The following is a 20160-nucleotide window of genomic DNA, read 5'->3' as shown; positions in this document are numbered from 1 at the left end:
ATGCTGGTTCGGATCATGCCGGGCGCGGAACTCACCGGCGCCGAGCGGGAGTTCGTCGAATGCCTGAGCGCCTATCCGAGCCCTGGGCTCGCCCTGATCGACCCACAGGTGGGGGATCGGCGCCTCGACGCAGTGGTGGTGACGCCGCGGGGGATCACGGTGATCGACGTGTTGGGATTCCGGCGACGGCAGAGCGGGTTGCTTGCCATGTCGAGCACGGGGGTGTGGACGATCAGCGACAGTCCGCTGGAGTTGGAGGCCGGACCGTCGAGCGGGCTGACCGACCGGCTCGAACACGGTGTGCACGCGGTACGGGTGGCGCTGGAACACGCGCTGCAGGAGAGCAGGCATGTGTGCGGGGCGGTGGTGCTCGTGCCGTACCGGGGTGTGGTGGTGCGACCGGCGCGCACCGCGTTACGCCCGGGCCTCGACGTGCTGGTCGCCAATACTGTCGACGCGCACGAATTACGCGTCTACCTGGAGAACTTCTCGGTCGGCCCGCGCGAATGGACCGTCGAGAGGGTGCTCAACACCTGCGCCGCGCTCGGCCTGGCCGACCTCGCCCCCGCCCGTACCGAGCTCACCGACGACGGATTCCCGGCCAAACGCCCCGACCCGGCACCGACCGCCCCACGACCCCGTCGTGTCGAACCGCCCGCCCCGCCCACCGAACCGGCAAAGGAGGGCAAACTGGCAGGTCTGGTGGTGTTCGGCCTGGCTGTGCTCGGCATGCTGATCGTGCTGGTGATGGTGATCCTCGCCCTGCTCACCGACTCACCGTCCCCGCGAACGGTCTCCGACATCACCGAGTCGACCACCCCTGCCCCGGTCACCGTCACCCACCGTCCCGCCCACTGCTGGCCGTTCCAGACCGACTGCTGACTCCCGTCCGATACCGCCGCACAATCGCGGCACGTGGGTCGGGCCGTGCCCGACTGGGCGCCGACACCGCAACGGAGCCGTCAATCACGCACAGTCCCACCTAGTTTCGTGAAGGCGATAGCTTGCTCGGCCCGAGCCCGCACATGCACGCAGGACGTGGTGATGTGGGTGACGAGGGTGTGCAGGGCGCGCTCGCGGCGTCCAGCCAGCACGTGCTCGGCGATGGCGATGTGTTCGGTGGTCATCGCCGCTACCCGGTCGGTGGTCGGCACATCCATCGTGCGCACCGGGCGGACCCGGATGTAGACGGCACTCAGAGCTTCGGCGAGGGCCGAATTGCCCGCTGCCCGCAGCAGTTCGGTGTGGAACCGCTCATCGGCCGCGACCAGCTCGGGGCCCGGGCGCGGCGGCGTGTCCCTGAATTCTTGCCAGCGCGTGAGTTCCGTGCGAACGGCGACCAGATCGTGTCCGGCCGGGGCCGCAGCCGAACCGAGCGTCGAACGTTGAAAGCCCCGTGTTTCCAGAACCATTCGTAACTCGAAAAGCTCGTCGAGTTCGGCCAGCCGTGGCCGGTAGAGGTACAGCCCCTCCGGATGACGCTGCACCAGGCCGTCGGCCTGCAACCGGGCCAGCGCCTCGCGCACCGGAGTGCGCGAGACGCCGTAGCGCCGGGCCAGCCGTTCGGCGCGCAACCGCTCGGCCGGTGCGAGCCGACCGGTGGCCAGATCGTCACGCAGCGATTCGTACACGCGGTCGGCCAGCGAAACCCGCCCACCCCTGCCCATGACGCGGCCTGCGTTCAGATCGCCATCGCCGCGCGCACAGCCGATTCCGCGCCCGCCCCGCCCGGTCCGGTGGAACCGACGTGCCCCGAGTGCAGCACGTAGTACTGCTGGGCGGCCTGCAACGCGAAACCGATGTGTTGCTCCACCAGCAGCACGCTCAACCCACCGCGCTGCGTCAATTCGATGATGGTCCGCTCGATTTCGGCGACGACCGAGGGCTGGATGCCCTCGGTCGGTTCGTCGAGGATGAGCAGTTTCGGTTCGGTGATGAGGGCGCGGGCGATGGCGAGTTGCTGCCGCTGACCGCCCGAGAGCAACCCGGCCTTGCGGGTGAGCAGCTCGCGCAGGGCGGGGAACAGGTCGAGCGATTCGTCGATCAGCGCTTTGCCGCGCTTGCGACCATCGGCGACCACCTGCAGGTTCTCGGCTGTGGACAGCTGGGGAAAACTCTGCTGACCCTGCGGAACATAGGCGATGCCCCGCTTCACCCGTTGTGACGGCGAGAGCTTGCTGATCTTCTCGCCGTCGAAGGTGATGGTGCCCGACTTGGTCGGCAGCAGCCCGACGGCGGTGCGCAGCAGGGTGGTCTTGCCCGCGCCGTTGTGGCCCATGATCGCGACCACGCTGTCGTCGGGGACGGTCAGGCTCACGCCGTGGACCACCTCGGTGCGCCCGTATCCCGAACGGACCTCGTCTAGTTCAAGCATCGGCGGCTTCCTTGTCTGTGGTTGCCATGGCCGCGGTGCCGAGGTAGACCTCCTGCACGCGCGGGTCGGCCTGCACCTGTTCCACGCTGCCCTCGCTGAGCACCTTGCCGCCCGCGAGCACCGTCACCGAGGTGGCGAAGGAACGCATGAAGTCCATGTCGTGCTCCACGACCAGGACCACGCGGTCACCACCGATGCGGCGCAACAGGTTTCCGGTCTCCTCGCGTTCCTCGGCGCTCATGCCCGCGACGGGTTCGTCGAGCAGCAGCACCGAGGCGTTCTGCACGAGCAGCATGCCGATCTCGAGCCATTGCTTCTGGCCGTGTGCGAGCACTCCGGCGGGTTTGTCGCGCAGCGCGGTGAGACCTGTTGTCTCCAAGGCCTCTTCGATGGTGGGCAGCACGGCTTTGCGCGCGCGCAGCAGCGACAGTGCCGAGCGGCCCGCGCCCGCCGCGATGTCGAGGTTCTGCAGCACCGTGAGCTGCTCGAACACACTCGCCGTCTGGAAGGTGCGCCCCACGCCGAGCCGGGCGATCTGGTGCACTTTCTTGCCGAGCAGTTCGATACCCGACTTCTGCGCCGATCCGGTCGCCGGGACCAGGCCGGTAATCGCGTCGATGAGGGTGGTCTTGCCCGCGCCGTTGGGCCCGATGAGGAACCGCAGGTCGCCCTGCAGGACGGTCAGGTCGACATCGGTCACCGCCTTGAATCCGTCGAAAGACACCGACAGACCGCGGATTTCGAGGTAGTCGCTGTTCATGCCCGCATTGCCGCCGGGCTTGGGTTCGTGTGAAGTCATCGGGCCAGCACCTTCTCCTCGGTGACCACAGCGGGTGTTTCCGGTTTGCGGCTCTCGCGCCATCCCTTGAACATCGGCCACAGTCCGGCGAGACCGGCGGGGATGAACCCGACGACCACGATGAACAGCACGCCCTGCAGGTAGGTCCAGCCCGACGGGAACGACTCCGACAGCGAGGTCTGCGCCCAGGCGACACCGATCGCGCCGAGCACCGGACCGAGCAGGGTGGTGCGGCCACCGATCGCGACGCCGATCAGGAACGCGATCGACGGGACGACACCGATATCGGCGGGCGAGATGATGCCGACGATCGGTGTGAACAGCGCACCCGCGATACCGGCGAGGAACGCCGCGACCACGTACGCGACGATCTTGATGTTCGCGGGGTCGTACCCGAGGAAACGCACCCGCTCCTCGGCATCGCGCACCGCGATCAGCAGCTCGCCGTAGCGGCTGCGGTTGAGCTGACGGATCAGCGCAACCACCACGAGCAGCGTGCCCGCCGCGATGAAGAACAGCATCTGCCGGTTGGCCGGGTCCGAGAGCCGGAACCCGAAGAACGCCCGGAAGTCCGACAGCCCGGTGAAGCCGCCGATGGCCTGCTGACCGGTCAGCAGAATCGCCAGTGCCGCCGCGAGCGCCTGGCTCAGAATGGCGAAGTACGCACCGCGCACCCGCCGCTTGAACACGCCGTACCCGAGCACGGCCGCGACCAGCGCGGGCAGCACGAGGATGGCCAGGGTCGCGACCGATGCGGATTCGAACGGCTGCCAGAAGCCCGGCAGTTCGCTGATGCCGGAGATCTCCATGAACTCGGGCACCTCGTTGCCCAGGCGTGCGGCGTCGGCGAGCTGCATGTGCATGGCCATGATGTAGGCGCCGATGCCGAAGAACACACCCTGCCCGAGGGTGAGCATTCCACCACGGCCCCAAGCCAATCCGATGCCCGCCGCCACGATCGCGAAGCAGAGGAACTTGGCGAGCAGGTTCAGCCGGAAGTCGCTCAGCACCGCCGGGGCGACGGCGAACAGGATGATCGCCGCGACCGCGAACCCGGCCAGCGGAGTGAGCCGGGGATAGGCGCGAAGGCGTTCGGTCAGTGCGTTCATGCCAGGCTCCTCGTCCGCACGGTGAACAGACCCTGCGGGCGGACCTGCAGGAAGATGACGATCAGCACGAACACGATCACCTTCGCGATCGACGCGGTGGTGGAGTATTCGATGAAGGAGTTGAGCAGACCGAGCGCGAACGCCGCGATCACCGTGCCCTTGATCTGGCCGAGCCCACCGATCACGACCACGAGGAAGGCGTCGATCAGATAGCTCTGCCCGATGGTCGGGCTGGTCGAACCGATGAGCGTGAGCGCGACACCGGCCACCCCCGCCAGGCCCGAGCCGATGAAGAACGTGCTGATATCGGTGAATCTGCTCGATATGCCGCTGGTTTCGGCGAGACCACGGTTCTGCACGACCGCGCGGATGCGACGGCCCATCGGGGTCGTCTTGAGGACGGCGGCCAGCGCGGTCACCGCGACGATCGCGAGCACGAGAATGAAGATGCGCGTCTTGGGCACCACCGCACCGGCGATGGTGATTCCGCCACTGAGCCATTCGGGCACCAGCACGTTCTTGGCGGGCGCGCCGAAGATGTCACGCGCGGCCTGCTGCAGCACCAGGCCGACACCGAAGGTGACGAGCAGGGTGTCGAGCGGCCGGTCGTACATGTAGCGGATGAGCCCCATTTCCAGGACGGCACCGAGCAGGCCACCGATCAGGAAACCGGCGAGCAGCGAGACGGCCAGCGAGACTCCGGCCGAGGAGAAGACCTGCTGCACAACATAAGTGGTGTAGCAACCGGCCATGATGAACTCGCCGTGCGCCATGTTGATGACGCCCATCTGACCGAAGGTCAGCGACAAACCGAGCGCGGCGAGCAGAAGAATGGATCCCAGGCTCAACCCTGTGAAGAGCTGGCCGATCAGCACGTCCATTGTGGTGGACTCCTAGAGAAACGGTGTGGGGCGCGGCGCGCCCCACACCTGCCGGGCGACTTACTTCAGGCCCTTGGCCCACTCGTAGGACTTCAGGTACGGGTCGGGCGTGATCGCCTTGCCGGAATCCCACACCGTGTAGATCAGGCCGTCGGCGCGGATCTCACCGATGCGGGCGGTCTTGGTGATGTGGTGATTGGAGCCGTCGATGGTGACGGTGCCCTCGGGGGCCTCGAAGCTCACGCCGTCGGCCGCGGCCTGGATGTCGGCCACCGCGAACGACTTCGCCTTCTCCACCGTGTTCTTCCACAGGAACACCGACGCGTACGCGGCTTCCATCGGGTCGGAGGTGGGCTTGTCGGCGCCGAAGGCGGCCTTGTAGTCGGCGACGAACTTCTTGTTCGCCGGGGAGTCGACGGTCTGGTAGTAGTTCCAGGCGGTCAGCTGGCCGGCGAGGCGGTCCGCACCGATACCGACGACCTCTTCCTCGGCGATCGACACCGAGACCACCGGCATCTCGGCAGCCTCGAGGCCCGCGTTGGAGTACTCACGGAAGAACGCCACGTTGGAGTCGCCGTTGAGGGTGTTGAACACCGCGCCCGCCTTGGCGGTGCGCACCTTGTTGACGATGGTGGAGAAGTCGGTGGAGCCCAGCGGGGTGTAGTCCTCGCCCTTGATCTCGATGCCGTTGGCGGCGGCGTAGGCCCTGATCTCGCGGTTGGCGGTCTGCGGGAAGACGTAGTCCGAACCGACCAGGTAGAGGGAGGTGATGCCCTTCTGCTTCAGGTAGTCCAGGGCCGGGACGATCTGCTGATTGGTGGTGGCGCCGGTGTAGAAGATGTTCTTGGAATCTTCCAGACCCTCGTACTGCACCGGGTAGTAGAGCAGCGAGTTCAGGCTCTCGAACTTGGGCTTCATGGCCTTGCGGCTCGACGAGGTCCAGCCGCCGAACACCGCGGCGACACAGTCGGAGCTGATGAGCTTCTCGGCCTTCTCGGCGAAGGTCTTCGGGTCGGACGCGCCGTCCTCGGGGACGATTTCGATCTTCTTGCCGAGCACCCCGCCCGCCGCGTTGATCTGGTCCACAGCCAGCTTGGTCGAATTGGCAACGGTGACTTCGGAAATCGCCATGGTGCCCGAGAGCGAGTGCAGCGAACCGACCTTGATGGTGTCTTTGGTTGTGTCGACGCAGGACGCCGCGGTGGAACCGGTCGAGGCGTCGTCGCGGGCGCCGCAGCCGGTGAGCAACAGGCCGGCCAGGGCTACCGCCGTGGGGACGGCCAGTGCCCTGAGCACACGGGAATCAGACATGGGGCGTTCTCCTCATCAGGTGTAACGGCGGCGCACGCGCGCCACAACGAACACACCGCTGCCTGGCTGTACACCGGGTTGTATACAGCGGCTGTATTCGTGAGCGGAACAGTAGATGGAACATGTTGCAGCGGAATATCTCCCGGTCACGTGCCCGTTTCGTCTGTTTCGTCCGTGTGAATTGTTCGGTGGGGAGCTACAGCGTGGCTACGGTTGCGTAGCCACGCACCCGTGCGGCACGCTGGCGATTCGTACGACGTCGAACAGCCGGAATCTCGCGGCGCTCGGGCCGCGGGATGGTCAGTCGAGGAGGAGCCCAGTGGGGCACTACAAGGCCAACGTGCGTGACATCGAATTCAATCTCTTCGAAGTACTCGGGCTCGACAAGCTCCTCGACACCGGCGCCTACGGCGACCTGGACTCCGACACGGTGCGCCACATCCTCGACGAGGTGCGCAGGCTGGCCGAGGGCCCGATCGCGGAGACCTTCGCCGAGGCCGACCGCAACCCGGTGACCTACAACCCCGACACCTTCGACATCACCGTGCCCGAGCCGCTGCGCAAGACCGTGGCCGCCGTGCACGAGGCGCAGTGGTACCGGCTCGGCATGCCCGAGGGCATGGACGGCACGCCCGCGCCCAACGTGCTGCTGTGGGCCATCAACGAGCTCATCATCTGCGCCAACCCCTCGGCCAGCTTCTTCAACATGGGCCCGCTCATGGGCTCGGTGCTCTACGAGATCGGTACCGAGGAACAGAAGCGCTGGGCGCGTGGGGGATTCGAGCGCGGCTGGCAGGGCACGATGGTGCTCACCGAGCCGGACGCGGGCTCCGACGTCGGCGCCGGGCGCACCAAGGCGATCCCGCAGCCCGACGGGTCGTGGCACATCGAAGGGGTGAAGCGGTTCATCTCCGGTGGCGATGTGGGCGAGGCGGCCGAGAACATCTTCCACCTGGTGCTGGCCCGGCCCGAAGGCGCGGGGCCCGGCACCAAGGGCCTGTCGCTGTTCTATGTGCCGAAGTTCCTCTTCGACCCCGACACCATGGAGATCGGCGACCGCAACGGTGTGTACGTCACCGGGCTCGAGCACAAGATGGGCATCAAATCCTCGCCCACCTGTGAACTCACCTTCGGCGCCACGGGTGTGCCCGCCAAGGGGTGGCTGGTCGGTGAGGTGCACAACGGGATCGCGCAGATGTTCAAGGTGATCGAGAACGCGCGCATGACCGTGGGGGTGAAGTCGTCGGGCACGTTGTCGACCGGGTATCTGAACGCGCTCGAATATGCCAAGACACGGGTGCAGGGTGCGGATCTCACGCAGATGTCCGACAAGACGGCGCCGCGCGTGACCATCACCCACCATCCCGACGTGCGCAGGTCGCTGGCCATGCAGAAGGCGTACGCGGAGGGGCTGCGGGCGGTGTACCTCTACACGGCCGCACATCAGAATGTGGATGTGGCGCAGCTGGTTTCGGGTGCCGACCCGGAGATGGCGCACCGCATCGACGATCTGCTGCTGCCGATCGTCAAGGGTGTCGGGTCCGAGCGGGCCTATCAGTTGCTCACCGAATCGCTGCAGACCTTCGGCGGGTCCGGCTATCTGCAGGACTACCCGATCGAGCAGTACATCCGCGATGCCAAGATCGACTCGCTGTACGAAGGCACCACCGCCATCCAGGCCCAGGACTTCTTCTTCCGCAAGATCATTCGTGACGGCGGCGCCGCGATGGGCCATCTCAACGCGCAGATCTCCGCGTTCCTGGCCAACGATTCCGGCCGCTTCGCCACCGAACGCGCCCTGCTGCGCACCGCCCAGTCCGACGTCGCCGCCATGGCCGCCACCCTCACCGGCTACGCCATGGCAGGACAGCAGGACCCGCCCGAGCTCTACAAGGTCGGCCTGGGCTCGGTCCGCTTCCTGATGGCGGTCGGCGACCTGCTCATCGGCTGGCGCCTGCTCGCCCAGGCCGAAATCGCCGCCGCCGCCCTCACCGGCGAATCCTCCGCCAAGGATCGCCCCTTCTACCAGGGCAAAGTAGCCGTAGCCTCGTTCTTCGCCAAGAACGTCCTGCCCGAACTCACCGCAACCCGCTCCGTCCTGGCCGCCCTCGACACCGACATCATGGCCATCCCGGAAGAAGCCTTCTGAGCGCTACTTGATGAGGTAGGGGGAGACCGAGCTGCGGTGTTCGCTGATGTCGAGGGACTTGCCGAGTGGGGGGAAGGCGCGTTGGGGGCAGTTGGAGCGGACGCAGACTCGGCAGCCCGCGCCGATGGGGGTCGCGGTGGCTTCGCCGAGGTCGATACCGTCGGCGTAGACGACGCGGGAGGCGTGGCGTAGTTCGCAGCCGAGGCCGATGGCGAAGGTTTTACTCGGCTGACCGTAGCGGGTGGCGCGGCGTTCCACGGTGCGCGCGACCCAGAGGTATTTGCGGCCGTCGGGCATCTGGGCGATCTGGGTCATGATCTTGCCCGGATAGGCGAAGGTCTCGTAGACGTTCCACAGCGGGCAGGTGCCGCCGCTGGCGGAGAAGTGGAAACCCGTGGCGGACTGGCGTTTCGACATGTTGCCCGCGCGGTCCACCCGGACGAAGGAGAACGGCACACCGCGCAGCGACGGACGTTGCAGGGTGGACAGGCGGTGGCAGACGGTTTCGTAGCTCTGCGAGAAGAACGCCGACAACCGTTCGATGTCGTACCGGAAGTCCTCGGCCACCTCGTGAAAGTGGGTGTAGGGCAACACCGTCGCTGCGGCGAAGTAGTTGGCGAGGCCGAGCATGGCCAGCTTGCGTGACGCGTCGGAGGCGAAATTGCCCTCCTCGACCAGCTTTTCGAGCAGCGCGCCGCATTCCAGATAGGCCAGTTCGGCGGCCAGTTTGAAGGTGCGCTGCCCGCCGGACAGGTGCGGGGAGATCTCGAGCTGCTTGGTCTGCGGGTCGTAGGTGTGCAGTACGCCCTCGCCGAGGTCGATGCGCTCGCTGATCCGCACACCGTGCGAGCGCAGCAGCCGGGCGATCTCGGTGCTCACCTCGCCGCCGTGGAAGCGGATGCGCGCGGTGAGATCCTCTGCGGCGGTGTCCAACTCGTGGATGTAGTTCTGGCGCTGATAGAAGTAGTCGCGCACTTCCTCGTGCGGCTTGCTGATCGCGGCACTGCCGGAGCCGTCGGCGAAACGGTCCTCGGTGGCGGCGGCCAGCTGAGCGCTGGTGTTGCGGTACCGGTTGTGCATGGCGACCAGGGCCCGCGCCATCGACGGGTGCGCCGACACCATGTCGGCGATCTCCTTGGTGTCGGCCTCGATGCCCAGCTCGGCATCCATCACCACTTCCTGGAGTTCGGCGATGAGCCGGGTGTCGTCCTGGGCGGAGAAGAAGGTGGGGTCGACGCCGAAGACCTCGTTGATCCGGGTGAGCACCGGGACCGTCAGCGGGCGCACATCGTGCTCGATCTGGTTGAGATAACTGGCCGAGATCTCCAGTTTCTGGGCCAGCGTCACCTGGCTCAGCCCACGCTCGGTACGCAGCTGGCGCAGCCGCGCACCGACATAGGTTTTGGCCATATGTCCAGTTTATGGGCGGTTTCACAGGGTTGCCAACCGGTTCTTAGCAGCGTGTGCTGAGCGATGTGTCACACCCGCGCGTTACGGTCGAACGGTGCTGTTCAGCGATGTCGTCGCGACCTCGGAGCAGGTCCGGGCCACCCGGTCGCGCAAGGAGAAGACCGCCGCCCTCGCCGCGTTGCTCTCGGCCGCGGGTCCGGCGGAGATCGGCACCGTGGTCGCCTGGTTGTCGGGTGAACTCACCCAGGGCCGGATCGGTGTGGGGTGGCGAACGGTGACCGGGCTGGGCGCGGCGGCGAGCGATCGGAACCGACTCACGGTCGAACAGGTCGACGACTACTTCACCCGGCTGAAGGGCCTGAGTTCCACCAACAGCCGCCGCGAAATACTCACCGAGCTGTTCACGGCGGCGACCGAAGAGGAACAGTCCTTCCTGATCCGGCTGCTCACCGGCGAACTGCGCCAGGGCGCGCTCACCGCGCAGGTGGTGGAGGGCCTGGCTCGATCCACCGGCATTGGCGTCGACGTGATCCGCCGCGCCCACATGCTCTCCGGGAACCTGCCCGCCACCGCCGTCGCAGCGATCACCGGCGGCGAGGACGCGCTGCGGGCGTTCCGCCTCGAGGTGGGCAGGCCGGTCGCGCCGATGCTCGCCTCCCCGGGCGGCTCACTGGACGAGGCGCTGGCCGAACTCGGCCCACAGGTGAGCGTCGAACACAAACTCGACGGCGCCCGCATCCAGGTGCACCGGGCGGGGGAGCAGGTGTGGGTGTTCACCCGCACCCTGCGCGACATCACCGCAGGCGTACCCGAACTGGTCGAGTTGGTTCGTGGCCTGGACTGCACGAGCGTGGTGCTCGACGGCGAGACCCTCGCGCTCACCGACGCCGGTCGCCCGCGCCCGTTCCAGGAGACGATGAGCCGCTTCGCCACCGTCGGCGACACCCGCGAACTGCTGCTGCACCCGTACTTCTTCGACTGCCTGCACCTGGACGGCGAAGACCTGCTCGACGAGCCCCTGCGCGTGCGCCGCACCGCACTGGACCGGGTGGCCGGACAGCACGCCATCCCGGCACTGGTCGCGCCCGACGCCGAGGCGGCCGCCGAGTGCTACGACGACGCGCTCGCCGTCGGCAACGAGGGCGTGATGGTGAAGTCGCTCGAGGCGCCGTACGCGGCGGGCAGGCGCGGTAAGGCCTGGCAGAAGGTCAAACCCGCGCACACCCTCGACCTGCTGGTCATCGGTGCCGAATGGGGTTACGGCCGCCGCACGGGATTCCTGTCGAACCTGCACCTGGCCGCGCTCGACCCGGACACCGGCGAACCGGTGATGGTCGGTAAGACATTCAAGGGCCTCACCGACGAACTGCTGCGCTGGCAGACCGAGGAATTCCCCCGTCACGCCACCCACCGCGACGCCCAGACGGTGTACCTGCGCCCGGATCTGGTGGTCGAGATCGCGCTCGACGGCGTGCAGACGAGCACCAGGTACCCCGGCGGCGTCGCCCTGCGGTTCGCCCGGGTGCTTCGGTACCGCCCGGACAAGGAACCCGCCCAGGCCGACACCATCGAAACCGTGCGTGCGCTGGGCGGACACTGAGCGCAGCGCCCTTCGGGTAGGAATGCCTCGCTGCGGTTTCGGCCCGTCCCTGGCGATGGACTGACCGGAGGGTGCGACGAAGGAGTGCCCGTAGGGAGGGAAGAGTCAGGGTTTAGGGCCGAAACCCCGCGGCGCCAGCCGCCAATGACACAGCCATACGACACACTGGTCGGGTGAGCGCCGAACTTGTGGTCCTGTTGATCGTCATCGTCACAGCTCTCGCCTTCGACTTCACCAACGGCTTCCACGACACGGCCAACGCCATGGCGACCTCCATCGCCACCGGTGCGTTGAAGCCGAAGACGGCCGTGGCGATCTCGGGTGCGCTGAACCTGATCGGCGCGTTCCTCTCGGTGGCCGTCGCCGCGACCGTCGCCAAGGGGATCGTGCGGCTCGACGAGGTACAGGGCCAGGATCTGCTGGTGATCGTGTTCGCGGGGCTCGTCGGCGGCATCCTGTGGAATCTGTTCACCTGGTTGCTCGGCCTGCCGTCGAGTTCCTCGCACGCCCTGTTCGGCGGGCTGATCGGCGCCACGCTCGCCGCGCTCGGCTGGAGCGGCGTCATCTGGGTTTCGGGCACCGAGGGTGTGCTGGTGAAGATCGTGCTGCCCGCGGTGCTCGCGCCGGTCGTCGCCGCGCTGGTCGGCGCGATCGGCACCTATCTGGTGTACCGCATCACCCGAGGGGTGAGTAAGGACAAGACCGACGAGGGCTTCCGCTGGGGTCAGATCGGATCGGCCTCGCTGGTCTCGCTCGCCCACGGCACCAACGACGCGCAGAAGACGATGGGCGTCATCTTCCTCGCGCTGGTGGCCTACGGCTCGATCGACGCCGACGACCACATGCCGCTGTGGGTGATGGCCTCCTGTGCCTTCGCCATCGCGCTCGGCACCTACCTGGGTGGGTGGCGCATCATCCGGACCCTCGGCAAGGGCCTCGTCGAGATCGAGTCGCCGCAGGGCCTGGCGGCCGAATCCACGTCGGCGGCGATCATCCTCACCTCCGCGCACTTCGGGCTGCCGCTGTCGACCACACAGACCGCGACCGGCGCCATCCTCGGCACCGGCATCGGCAAGGGCGCCGAGGTGCGCTGGGGCGTGATGGGCCGCATGGTTGTCGCATGGATGCTCACACTGCCCGCGGCAGGCGTGGTCGGCGCGATCTGCTGGGGGCTGGCGTATCTGATCGGTGGCCTGGCGGGCGTGCTCGTGGTGTTCGCGATACTGATCTCGGGAGCGCTGGCCATCTACCTGCGCTCGCGCCGCGACCCGGTCGACCACCACAACGTCAACGAGGAATGGGCCTCGGCCGAACCCGACCACCCGCGGCCGGAATAGGAGGACACCGGGATGCACACACTCTGGCTGAATCTGCGTGAACTGTGGGATGTGCTGATCGCCGCCCTCGTCCTCGGCGCGGGCGTGCCCGCCGTCTTCGCGTTCGCGGTGCGCTGGTGGGCCAACGGCGAAACGGTCGACGCCGACGGAGGGGTGCGGCGCAACCATCTCGCCCTCGCGGGCGCGTTCGTCTGCGTCGTTCTCATCGTCGCGCTGGTGATCTGCGGAATCCTGTTCACGGCAAAGGCTTTCATCGCACACCAGTTCGGCATCCACCTGTTCGGACAATCCTGAGCGAGGACCAATGACCGACTCGTCACCCACTCCACCGGTACGCCCCGGCCTGATGTCGCGGGTGCTCGGCTGGCTGCGCGCCGGCTACCCGCAGGGTATTCCGCAATCGGACTACGTCGCGTTGTTCGCGGTGCTGCACCGCAACCTCACCGATTACGAGGTGGTGGCCATCGGCGAACAGCTGATCGCGGCCAATCCGAATCGCGAATCCATCAGCCACGCCGAGATCGCGGCCGCTGTCGCCGATTTCGCGAAACAGCAGCCCGCCGCCGAGGACGTGTCGCGGGTGGCCTCGCACCTGGCGGCCGGTGGCTGGCCGCTGGCCGAACCGATCGACGACACCGAGTAATTCGCCGTGTGCCAATAGAATTGGTGGCTGACGATTCCACCGGATTCGTGCCGTGCGCGCGCTAGCATGCACGGGTGGTACGGCGTGCGGCAGAAGTCGAGAGTGGTCGAAGTTATGGTGGATTGTCGCGCGAGCAGCGAATTGCCCTACGCCGGAGCCGATTGACCGACGCGGCCCTGGAATTGTTCGGAACCCGTGGTTATTCCTCGACCTCGATCGAACGATTGTGTGCCACTGCGAATGTGTCGACGCGCAGTTTCTACGAAGACATCGGCAGCCGCGAAGCGCTACTGATCGCGCTGGTCGACCGGCTCAATTCCGCCGCGCTGCAACGCCTCGACGAAGCCCTCGACCGCACCCGTGAACAGCCGCTCGTGGTGCGCGTGGTGGAGAGTTTCCGCGCGTTTCTCTCGGTGACCTGCCGGGATCGGCGGGCCGCACGGGTTTTCTACGTGGAGATCGTCGGGGTGAGCCCGGCGGTGGAGGAATGGCGGCGCGCGCAGCGGCGTGCGATTTCGGCGCTGCTCACCCGCGAGGCGCAACGTGCGGCCGAACGCGGTGAGGCGCCCTCGCGCAGTTTTCACCTGTTCACCCTCGCGCTGATCGGCGCGGTCACCTCTCTTGCCCAGGAAATGGTGCACGCCACCGTGCCGGGTGACGCGATCTCGGTCGACGAGATCTGCGACCAGATCGCCTACTTCATCCGTTCCGGTCTGCCCGCGCGCACGGCCTGAGGAACGAAAACGGGAGGCGCCCGATGGACGCCTCCCGTTTGTCGTTACCGCGAAATCAGATACCCATACCCTGGGCGAGCAGCGGCCACGAATCGTGCAGCGCCTGCTCCCAGTAGGGCCAGTAGTGAGTGCCCATCGGGGTGAACTGGTAGGTCGCCGGAATGCTCAGCGAATCCAGCTTGGCCTTCAGGTTCTGGCTGCAGGCGTTGGTCGCCGCCTCGATGCCCACACCGAGGCCGAGGTTGATCGCACCCATCGGGCCGGGGGCGTTGCTGAGGTAGTACTCGACATCGGCGTTGGACGGCATGCCGCTACCGCTGGAGATGTAGAGGTTGGTGCCGCGCAGCTTCTCGGCGTTGATGACCGGGTCGTTCTCCACCCAGGCCGGGTCGTTGTCGGCGCCGTACATGTTGGCGGTCTTGCCGCCCGCCCAGGTCTCCACCGAGAACTTGACGGCCTGCTTGCCCAGCGGGTCGGCGATCTGCGCGCAACCGCTGTAGGCGGCCACCGACTTGAACAGGCCCGGCTTGGCCTCGGCCAGCTGCAGCACCGAGGTGCCGGAGGTGGACAGGCCGGCCAGCGCGTTCAGGCCGGTCGAGTTGAGGGTGCTGTCGAGCAGCGGCGGGAGCTCTTCGGTGAAGAAGGTCTTCCACTTGTTCAGACCCAGCTTGGGGTCTTCCTGCTTCCAGTCGGTGTAGTAGCTGCCGCGACCACCGATGGGCTGGATGACGTTGACCTGCTTGTCGGCGAGGAAGCCGAGCGCGTTGGTCTGGGCTGCCCAGCTCGCGGTGCCCTCACCGGCGTCGAGGCCGTTGAGCATGTAGAAGTTGGGCGCGGGCTGCGACTCGTCGACGGGGCGCTGCACGTCGATGGTGATGTCTTTCTTCATCGCCGCCGAGTACACCTTCAGGTGCCAGGTGCGTCCTTCCTTGACGACCGAGGTCACCGAGGATGCCTTCTCCGGCTGGGCCGAGGCGCCACCGGCGAGCGCCGCCACCGACATGGCGGCGGTCAGGGCCACGGCCGTCGTGCGCAGCGCGGCGACATTTCGTAGTGCAGAAAGTTTCATCGAACAGTCGGTTCCAGTCCACGGGCCGTGTCGGCGCCGTCATCGCAGTTGGTCCCCGCGCACCGGGTATAGCGCCCGGTGGCGACGAGGCTGTCAGATCCTCCGATATCCTATGTCCTCCCCGAGAGTGAAACTGTTACGAGTCCCAATCTGTGGACTTAACGGTCGCGCAATAACCGCCGGTGAATCGGAAATATCGGGGAAACCGGGCGATCTTAGGGTGACGCCATGGGTATAGAGGTCAGCGGATTATCCAAGTCGTTCCGGGTGGGGCGCGACACCGTGCACGCCTTGGATTCGGTCGACCTGCACACCGCCGACGGCGCGTTCCTGTCGTTGCTCGGCCCGTCCGGGTGTGGGAAGTCGACCGTGCTGCGGATCCTGGCCGGCCTCGACGAACCGAGCGCGGGTACCGCGCGGATCAACGGGCACACTCCGGCGCAGTTGCGTGGTTCGCACGAGCTGGGGATCGCGTTCCAGGATTCGGCGCTGCTGCCGTGGCGCAGTGTTGTGTCGAATATCGCGCTGCCCTTGCAGGTGGCGGGGCTGCCCGTGGACCGGGAGCGGATCGCGGAACTGGTCGCGCTGGTCGGGCTGGAGGGATTCGAGAAGGCCAAGCCCGCGCAGTTGTCGGGTGGGATGCGTCAGCGGGTATCGATCGCGCGGGCGCTGGTGGTCGAACCGTCGGTGCTGCTGCTCGACGAACCGTTCGGCGCCCTGGACGACATGACCCGGCAGCGACTGAACCTGGAACTGCTGCGGATCTGGACCGAGCAGCCCGCGACGACGCTGATGGTGACCCACGGCATCGGCGAGGCGGTGTTCCTGTCCGACGTGGTCGCGGTGATGAGCCCGCGACCGGGGCGGGTGCTGGAACTGGTAGAGATCGATCTGCCGCGGCCACGCACGCCGGAGATGATGCGCACGCCCGAATTCCACAAGCTGCACGACTACCTCTCGGAACTGTTGTTCGGGCGGGCGGGCGTGGCATGACGGCCTCGGGTACCGGCGAGCGTTCGGTGCCGGGTGGGCGCCTGTGGGTCGGCGGTGCGCGGTTCGCCGGGGCGCTCGGTGTGACGGCGTTGATCGTGTGCTGGTGGGTGCTCGCCGCCGCAGGGGTGGCGGGGGGAACGGTGCCGACGCCGTGGCAGGTGCTCTCGACCATGTGGTCGGACGGGTGGGCGCTGTACGGGCCGAACTTCCAGGTCACCGCGGGTGGTGCACTGCGTGGCTTCCTCTGGGGCAATGCCCTCGCGATCGGGATCGCGGTGGCGATCATGCTGGTGCCGCGCGTCGAACCGCTGGCCACCCAGCTCGCCATTCTGAGTTACTGCACGCCGCTGGTCGCGCTCGGACCGATCATCCTGGTGGTGTTCGGCGGGCGCACGCCGACGGTGTTCCTGGCCGCGATGTACTGCTTCTTCACCACGATGGTCGGCGCGGTGAGCGGGCTGCGCTCGGCCGACCCGGCGAGCCTGGACCTGGTACGCGCCTACGGCGGCGGGCGATGGCAGCAGCTCTACCGAGTGCAAGCCGTCGCGGCACTGCCGAATACGTTCGCCGCGTTGAAGATCGCGGCGCCGTCGGCGGTGCTCGGCGCGATCATCGGTGAGTACCTCGGCGGTGTGGACAGCGGGATCGGGGTGGCGCTCACCGCGGCGCAGACCGCCTACAACGTGCCGCGCACCTGGGGGATGGCCTTGGCCGCGGCAGCGCTGGCCGGGCTCGGATATGTGCTGATCGCGCTGCTGGCCCGGGTGGTCGCACCGTGGACGAGTGCGGAGGCGAAACGATGACGGTGCTGCGCGGCCTCGGGCGGTTCCTGTTCCCGCTGGTCACCTCGCTGCTACTGCTGCTCGTGATCTGGACGTTGTTCCTTCGGGCGTTCCCGCAGATCGGCCCGCGGGTCGGCAAGACGCCCTCGGACATCTGGGCCTACCTGGTCACGTCGCCCGGTGCGCCGACGGCCCGGCAGGCGATCCTCGACGATCTCGCGATCACCCTGGCCGACGCCGCCGTCGGGTTCACCGTCGGCATGGTCGGTGCGATGGGAGTCTCGGCGCTGTTCGTGCTGTATTCGGCTGTGCGACAGACTTTTATGCCGGTGGCGATGCTGCTGCGGTCGGTGCCGCTGGTGGCGCTGAGCCCCATCGTGGTGCTGGTGTTCGGCCGCGGGACGACGGGCGTGACGGTGCTGACGGCCATCGTCGTGTTCTTCCCCGCGCTGGTGATGATCATGACCGGTCTGCGTGAAGCACCGAGGCAGGCGATGGAATTGGTGACGGTATACGGCGGCTCGCGATGGACCGGGCTGCGGATGGTCGCGGTGCCCGCCGCGCTGCCGTCGATTTTCGCCGCCGCGCGAGTTTCGGTGCCCGGCGCGCTGATCGGCGCGCTGCTCGGTGAATGGTTGGGCAGCGGAACGGGATTGGGTGCCGCTCTGGTGCGTGCCATTCCGATGTTCCAGTACAACCGGCTGTGGGCGTCGATCGTGGTTGTCACCGTGGTGTCGGTGGTGCTGTACGCGCTGGTCGGGGTGATCGAGAACCTGGTGCTCGCCCGATTCGGGGTGAGGCGGAAAGAATAGTCGCGGAACCTGGCGGCAAAGAAAACGAAACGCGGCGAATCTAGCGTCTGCGTATGAACAGTATCGACCGCCGTAGTTTCCTTCGCTTTTCCGCGCTCACCGGCGCCGCTGTCGGCGGTGCGAGCGTGCTCGCCGCATGCGGGGGTAGTTCGGCGACTTCCGGTTCCACCGACGACGGCTCGAAATACGGCAAGGTCGCGGTGCAGTTGTCGTGGATCAAGAACATCGAATTCGCGGGCGAGTATTTCGCCGATTCGCGCGGGTATTTCAAGGAAGCCGGATTCGGAACGGTAGATCTCATCGCGGGTGGTGCGGCGAGTACCTCTGTGGAGGCCGGTCTCGACACCGGGAAGGTGTGGATCGGCCTGTCCGCCCCGCAGACCACCGCGCCCGCCGTGCTGGAGGGATTGCCCGCCAAGATCGTCGGCGCCACGTACCAGAAGAATCCCTTCGCGATCGTCAGCGCCGCGGGCAAGCCGATCAGGTCCCCGGCCGAGATGAAGGGCCGCAAGATCGGTGTGCAGGACACCAACCAGCTGATCTTCAGCGCACTGCTGGCCGCCAACGGCATCGCGCCCGGCGAGGTGACCGTGGTGCCCGCCCAGTTCGACCCGACCCCACTGGCCAACGGCGAGGTGGACGGCTGGGTGAGTTACGTGACCAACGAGCCGATCACCTTGGCCGCCAAGGGTTTCGCCAACGACCACTTCCTCTTCGCCGACTTCGGCCTACCGTTGGTGGCCGAGACCCTGACCGTCGCCCAGTCGACCATCGACAACGAACGCAACAAGCTCAAAGCCTTCCTCACCGCCCAGATCAAGGGCTGGAAGGACGCCGTTGCCGACCCCGCCGAGTCGGCCCGCCTGGCGGTCGAGGTGTACGGCAAGGACCTCAAACTCTCCCTCGACGAACAGATCAAGGAAGCCACCGCCCAGAACGACCTGGTCGTCTCGGCCGCCACCCGCACCGACGGCCTGCTCACCATGTCCGACGCCCTGATCGAACAGAACATCGCCGCCCTGCGTACCGCCAAGATCGACATCAAGGCAGACCAGCTCTTCGACCTGTCGATCCTCCGCGAGATCTACGCGGAGAACCCCTCCCTCAAGTGACCCGCGGCGCCGGCCGCGATCTATATCGCCATGCCCACCGAGGTCGAGGTGTCGAAGTCTCGGTGGGCGGCCAGGCGCAGGCCTGCGCGCGAGGCGAGGAAGTCGGCGGTGATGAAGACGGCGGTTTCGGCGGGGGTGCGTGGGCCCGCTTCCAGCCCGGCGGGGACGTGCAGCCGGGACAGGGTCGGCTCGTCGAAGCCGCCCGCGCGCAGGTCGTCGAGGCGACGGGCCTGGTCGGCGGGGGTGCCGAGGGCCGCGAGGTAGCCGAGCTCGGGCAGGCGAAGGGCAACGGTGAGCAGGGGAATCTCGAAACGCGGCTCGTTGGCGAGCACGACAATGCCTGTGCTGCTGTCGATTTCGCCTGCGGCGGAAAGCGTGTTCAGGTAGCGGTGCGGCCAGTCGACGACCACCTCGGCGCCGGGGAACGACGCCGGGTCGGCGAACTCGGGGCGCGAATCGCAGATGCTCACCCGGTAGCCGATCATCCGCGCCTGGGCGGACAGGGTGGCGGCGTAGGCGTTGGCGCCGAAGATGAGCAGGCGCGGCGGCGGGCAGTAGGAGGCGACGAACAGGTCCGACTCGGGCAGGGCGACCAGCTCGGTGGCGTGTTTACGGTCGGTGATCAGGTGCTGGCCGATGACGTCGGGATCCTGGTTCCACACCACGGTGAACACGGTGACCCGGCGATGGGCCTGAATGTCGGCGGCGACGGTGGGGAATTCGGGGAAATCGCGGCAGGAGAACGGTTCGACGAAGATGTCGACGAGGGTGCCGTCGTCGGAGGACGATTCCAGCCCGGTGAGTGTGCTGTAGCGGCGTAGTTGCCGGATGCCGGTGCGCGCGGCTTCCATCGCCGCCTCGTACACGGTTTCTTCCAGCCTGCCCGACGCGATGGATCCGAAGACTCCGCCGTTGGGGGTGACGAGCATTGCCGAACCGATCGGCAGGGAGCTGGTTCCGATGGTGCGGACTACCGTTGCCAGGCCGCCGGTAGCGCCCGAATGCCACACTCGCAGAAGGTCATCGACGATATCGCGCATATCTC

The 20160-nt window shown here is 67.1% G+C and carries 20 protein-coding genes; 11 read left to right on the top strand and 9 right to left on the bottom strand.

The genetic code is table 11. The features are described 5' to 3' along the window. Positions 1 to 882, top strand: coding sequence for an NERD domain-containing protein (locus AB0F86_RS19375; protein ID WP_356985329.1), 882 nt, complete (start codon positions 1 to 3; stop codon positions 880 to 882). 80 nt (positions 883 to 962) lie between these two features. On the opposite strand, the gene AB0F86_RS19370 is transcribed toward AB0F86_RS19375, so the two are convergent. The 6 genes from AB0F86_RS19370 to urtA are packed head-to-tail and all read right to left on the bottom strand — an operon-like array spanning position 963 to position 6474. Beyond that, positions 963 to 1667: a GntR family transcriptional regulator gene (locus AB0F86_RS19370; protein WP_225278434.1), complete on the bottom strand. Its 705-nt coding sequence runs from the start codon at positions 1665 to 1667 to the stop codon at positions 963 to 965. 14 nt (positions 1668 to 1681) lie between these two features. Beyond that, positions 1682 to 2374: an urea ABC transporter ATP-binding subunit UrtE gene (gene urtE / locus AB0F86_RS19365; protein ID WP_067641975.1), complete on the bottom strand. Its 693-nt coding sequence runs from the start codon at positions 2372 to 2374 to the stop codon at positions 1682 to 1684. After that, positions 2367 to 3173, bottom strand: a complete 807-nt coding sequence (gene urtD / locus AB0F86_RS19360; RefSeq protein WP_356985328.1) for an urea ABC transporter ATP-binding protein UrtD — start codon at positions 3171 to 3173, stop codon at positions 2367 to 2369. Before urtD ends, urtE begins: the two co-directional genes overlap by 8 nt. After that, a complete protein-coding gene (urtC, locus tag AB0F86_RS19355) occupies positions 3170 to 4282 on the bottom strand; it encodes an urea ABC transporter permease subunit UrtC (protein ID WP_356985327.1) in 1113 nt (370 codons plus the stop codon). The genes urtD and urtC overlap by 4 nt, the downstream gene beginning before the upstream one ends. Next, entirely contained in the window at positions 4279 to 5163 is an 885-nt protein-coding gene (gene urtB / locus AB0F86_RS19350; protein ID WP_067484718.1) for an urea ABC transporter permease subunit UrtB, read from the bottom strand. Before urtB ends, urtC begins: the two co-directional genes overlap by 4 nt. Before the next feature lie 60 nt (positions 5164 to 5223). Continuing rightward, a complete protein-coding gene (urtA, locus tag AB0F86_RS19345) occupies positions 5224 to 6474 on the bottom strand; it encodes an urea ABC transporter substrate-binding protein (protein WP_225278437.1) in 1251 nt (416 codons plus the stop codon). Between the two features lie 319 nt (positions 6475 to 6793). Between urtA and AB0F86_RS19340 the strand changes: the two genes are divergently transcribed. Beyond that, positions 6794 to 8623, top strand: a complete 1830-nt coding sequence (locus tag AB0F86_RS19340; RefSeq protein ID WP_356985326.1) for an acyl-CoA dehydrogenase — start codon at positions 6794 to 6796, stop codon at positions 8621 to 8623. A gap of 3 nt (positions 8624 to 8626) precedes the next feature. Here AB0F86_RS19340 and ramB read toward each other — a convergent pair whose 3' ends face one another. Then, positions 8627 to 10033 (bottom strand): acetate metabolism transcriptional regulator RamB, encoded by a 1407-nt coding sequence (gene ramB / locus AB0F86_RS19335; RefSeq protein ID WP_225278439.1) that lies wholly within the window; start codon positions 10031 to 10033, stop codon positions 8627 to 8629. Positions 10034 to 10127: 94 nt separating this feature from the next. Here ramB and AB0F86_RS19330 point away from each other — a divergent pair, with 94 nt between their 5' ends. The 5 genes from AB0F86_RS19330 to AB0F86_RS19310 all read left to right on the top strand — a co-directional run bounded on the left by AB0F86_RS19330 (position 10128) and on the right by AB0F86_RS19310 (position 14347). Next, the gene (locus AB0F86_RS19330; RefSeq protein ID WP_356985325.1) at positions 10128 to 11633 is read left to right on the top strand and encodes an ATP-dependent DNA ligase; all 1506 of its coding nucleotides are present in this window, start codon (positions 10128 to 10130) and stop codon (positions 11631 to 11633) included. A gap of 173 nt (positions 11634 to 11806) precedes the next feature. Beyond that, complete coding sequence (locus AB0F86_RS19325) at positions 11807 to 12970, top strand: inorganic phosphate transporter (RefSeq protein WP_225278441.1); 1164 nt, start codon at positions 11807 to 11809, stop codon at positions 12968 to 12970. Positions 12971 to 12982: 12 nt separating this feature from the next. After that, complete coding sequence (locus AB0F86_RS19320) at positions 12983 to 13264, top strand: hypothetical protein (protein ID WP_225278442.1); 282 nt, start codon at positions 12983 to 12985, stop codon at positions 13262 to 13264. A gap of 10 nt (positions 13265 to 13274) precedes the next feature. Beyond that, positions 13275 to 13613: a DUF3349 domain-containing protein gene (locus tag AB0F86_RS19315; RefSeq protein WP_356985324.1), complete on the top strand. Its 339-nt coding sequence runs from the start codon at positions 13275 to 13277 to the stop codon at positions 13611 to 13613. Positions 13614 to 13687: 74 nt separating this feature from the next. Then, complete coding sequence (locus AB0F86_RS19310; RefSeq protein WP_067979284.1) at positions 13688 to 14347, top strand: TetR/AcrR family transcriptional regulator; 660 nt, start codon at positions 13688 to 13690, stop codon at positions 14345 to 14347. 55 nt (positions 14348 to 14402) lie between these two features. On the opposite strand, the gene AB0F86_RS19305 is transcribed toward AB0F86_RS19310, so the two are convergent. After that, positions 14403 to 15416: an alpha/beta hydrolase family protein gene (locus tag AB0F86_RS19305; RefSeq protein WP_225278443.1), complete on the bottom strand. Its 1014-nt coding sequence runs from the start codon at positions 15414 to 15416 to the stop codon at positions 14403 to 14405. Positions 15417 to 15644: 228 nt separating this feature from the next. Between AB0F86_RS19305 and AB0F86_RS19300 the strand changes: the two genes are divergently transcribed. From AB0F86_RS19300 to AB0F86_RS19285, 4 genes are read left to right on the top strand one after another with little or no spacing between them, the layout of a single operon-like run. Beyond that, complete coding sequence (locus AB0F86_RS19300; protein WP_225278444.1) at positions 15645 to 16409, top strand: ABC transporter ATP-binding protein; 765 nt, start codon at positions 15645 to 15647, stop codon at positions 16407 to 16409. Further along, on the top strand, positions 16406 to 17212 hold the full coding sequence (locus AB0F86_RS19295) for an ABC transporter permease subunit (RefSeq protein ID WP_356985323.1): 807 nt from the start codon (positions 16406 to 16408) through the stop codon (positions 17210 to 17212). Before AB0F86_RS19300 ends, AB0F86_RS19295 begins: the two co-directional genes overlap by 4 nt. Then, positions 17209 to 18003, top strand: coding sequence for an ABC transporter permease subunit (locus AB0F86_RS19290; RefSeq protein WP_356985322.1), 795 nt, complete (start codon positions 17209 to 17211; stop codon positions 18001 to 18003). The genes AB0F86_RS19295 and AB0F86_RS19290 overlap by 4 nt, the downstream gene beginning before the upstream one ends. A 53-nt stretch (positions 18004 to 18056) precedes the next feature. Continuing rightward, positions 18057 to 19115 carry an ABC transporter substrate-binding protein gene (locus AB0F86_RS19285; RefSeq protein WP_356985321.1) on the top strand — a complete coding sequence of 353 codons (1059 nt, stop codon included), beginning with the start codon at positions 18057 to 18059 and terminating at the stop codon, positions 19113 to 19115. A gap of 20 nt (positions 19116 to 19135) precedes the next feature. Here AB0F86_RS19285 and AB0F86_RS19280 read toward each other — a convergent pair whose 3' ends face one another. Next, a complete protein-coding gene (locus AB0F86_RS19280) occupies positions 19136 to 20155 on the bottom strand; it encodes an XdhC/CoxI family protein (protein WP_225278448.1) in 1020 nt (339 codons plus the stop codon). Between the last annotated feature and the right edge of the window lie 5 nt (positions 20156 to 20160).

The sequence above is a fragment of the Nocardia sp. NPDC023733 genome (assembly GCF_040639775.1).
GTDB lineage: Bacteria > Actinomycetota > Actinomycetes > Mycobacteriales > Mycobacteriaceae > Nocardia > Nocardia rosealba.
Note: the sequence above shows the minus strand (reverse complement) of the source record. Positions and strands in the feature narration are given on the sequence as shown.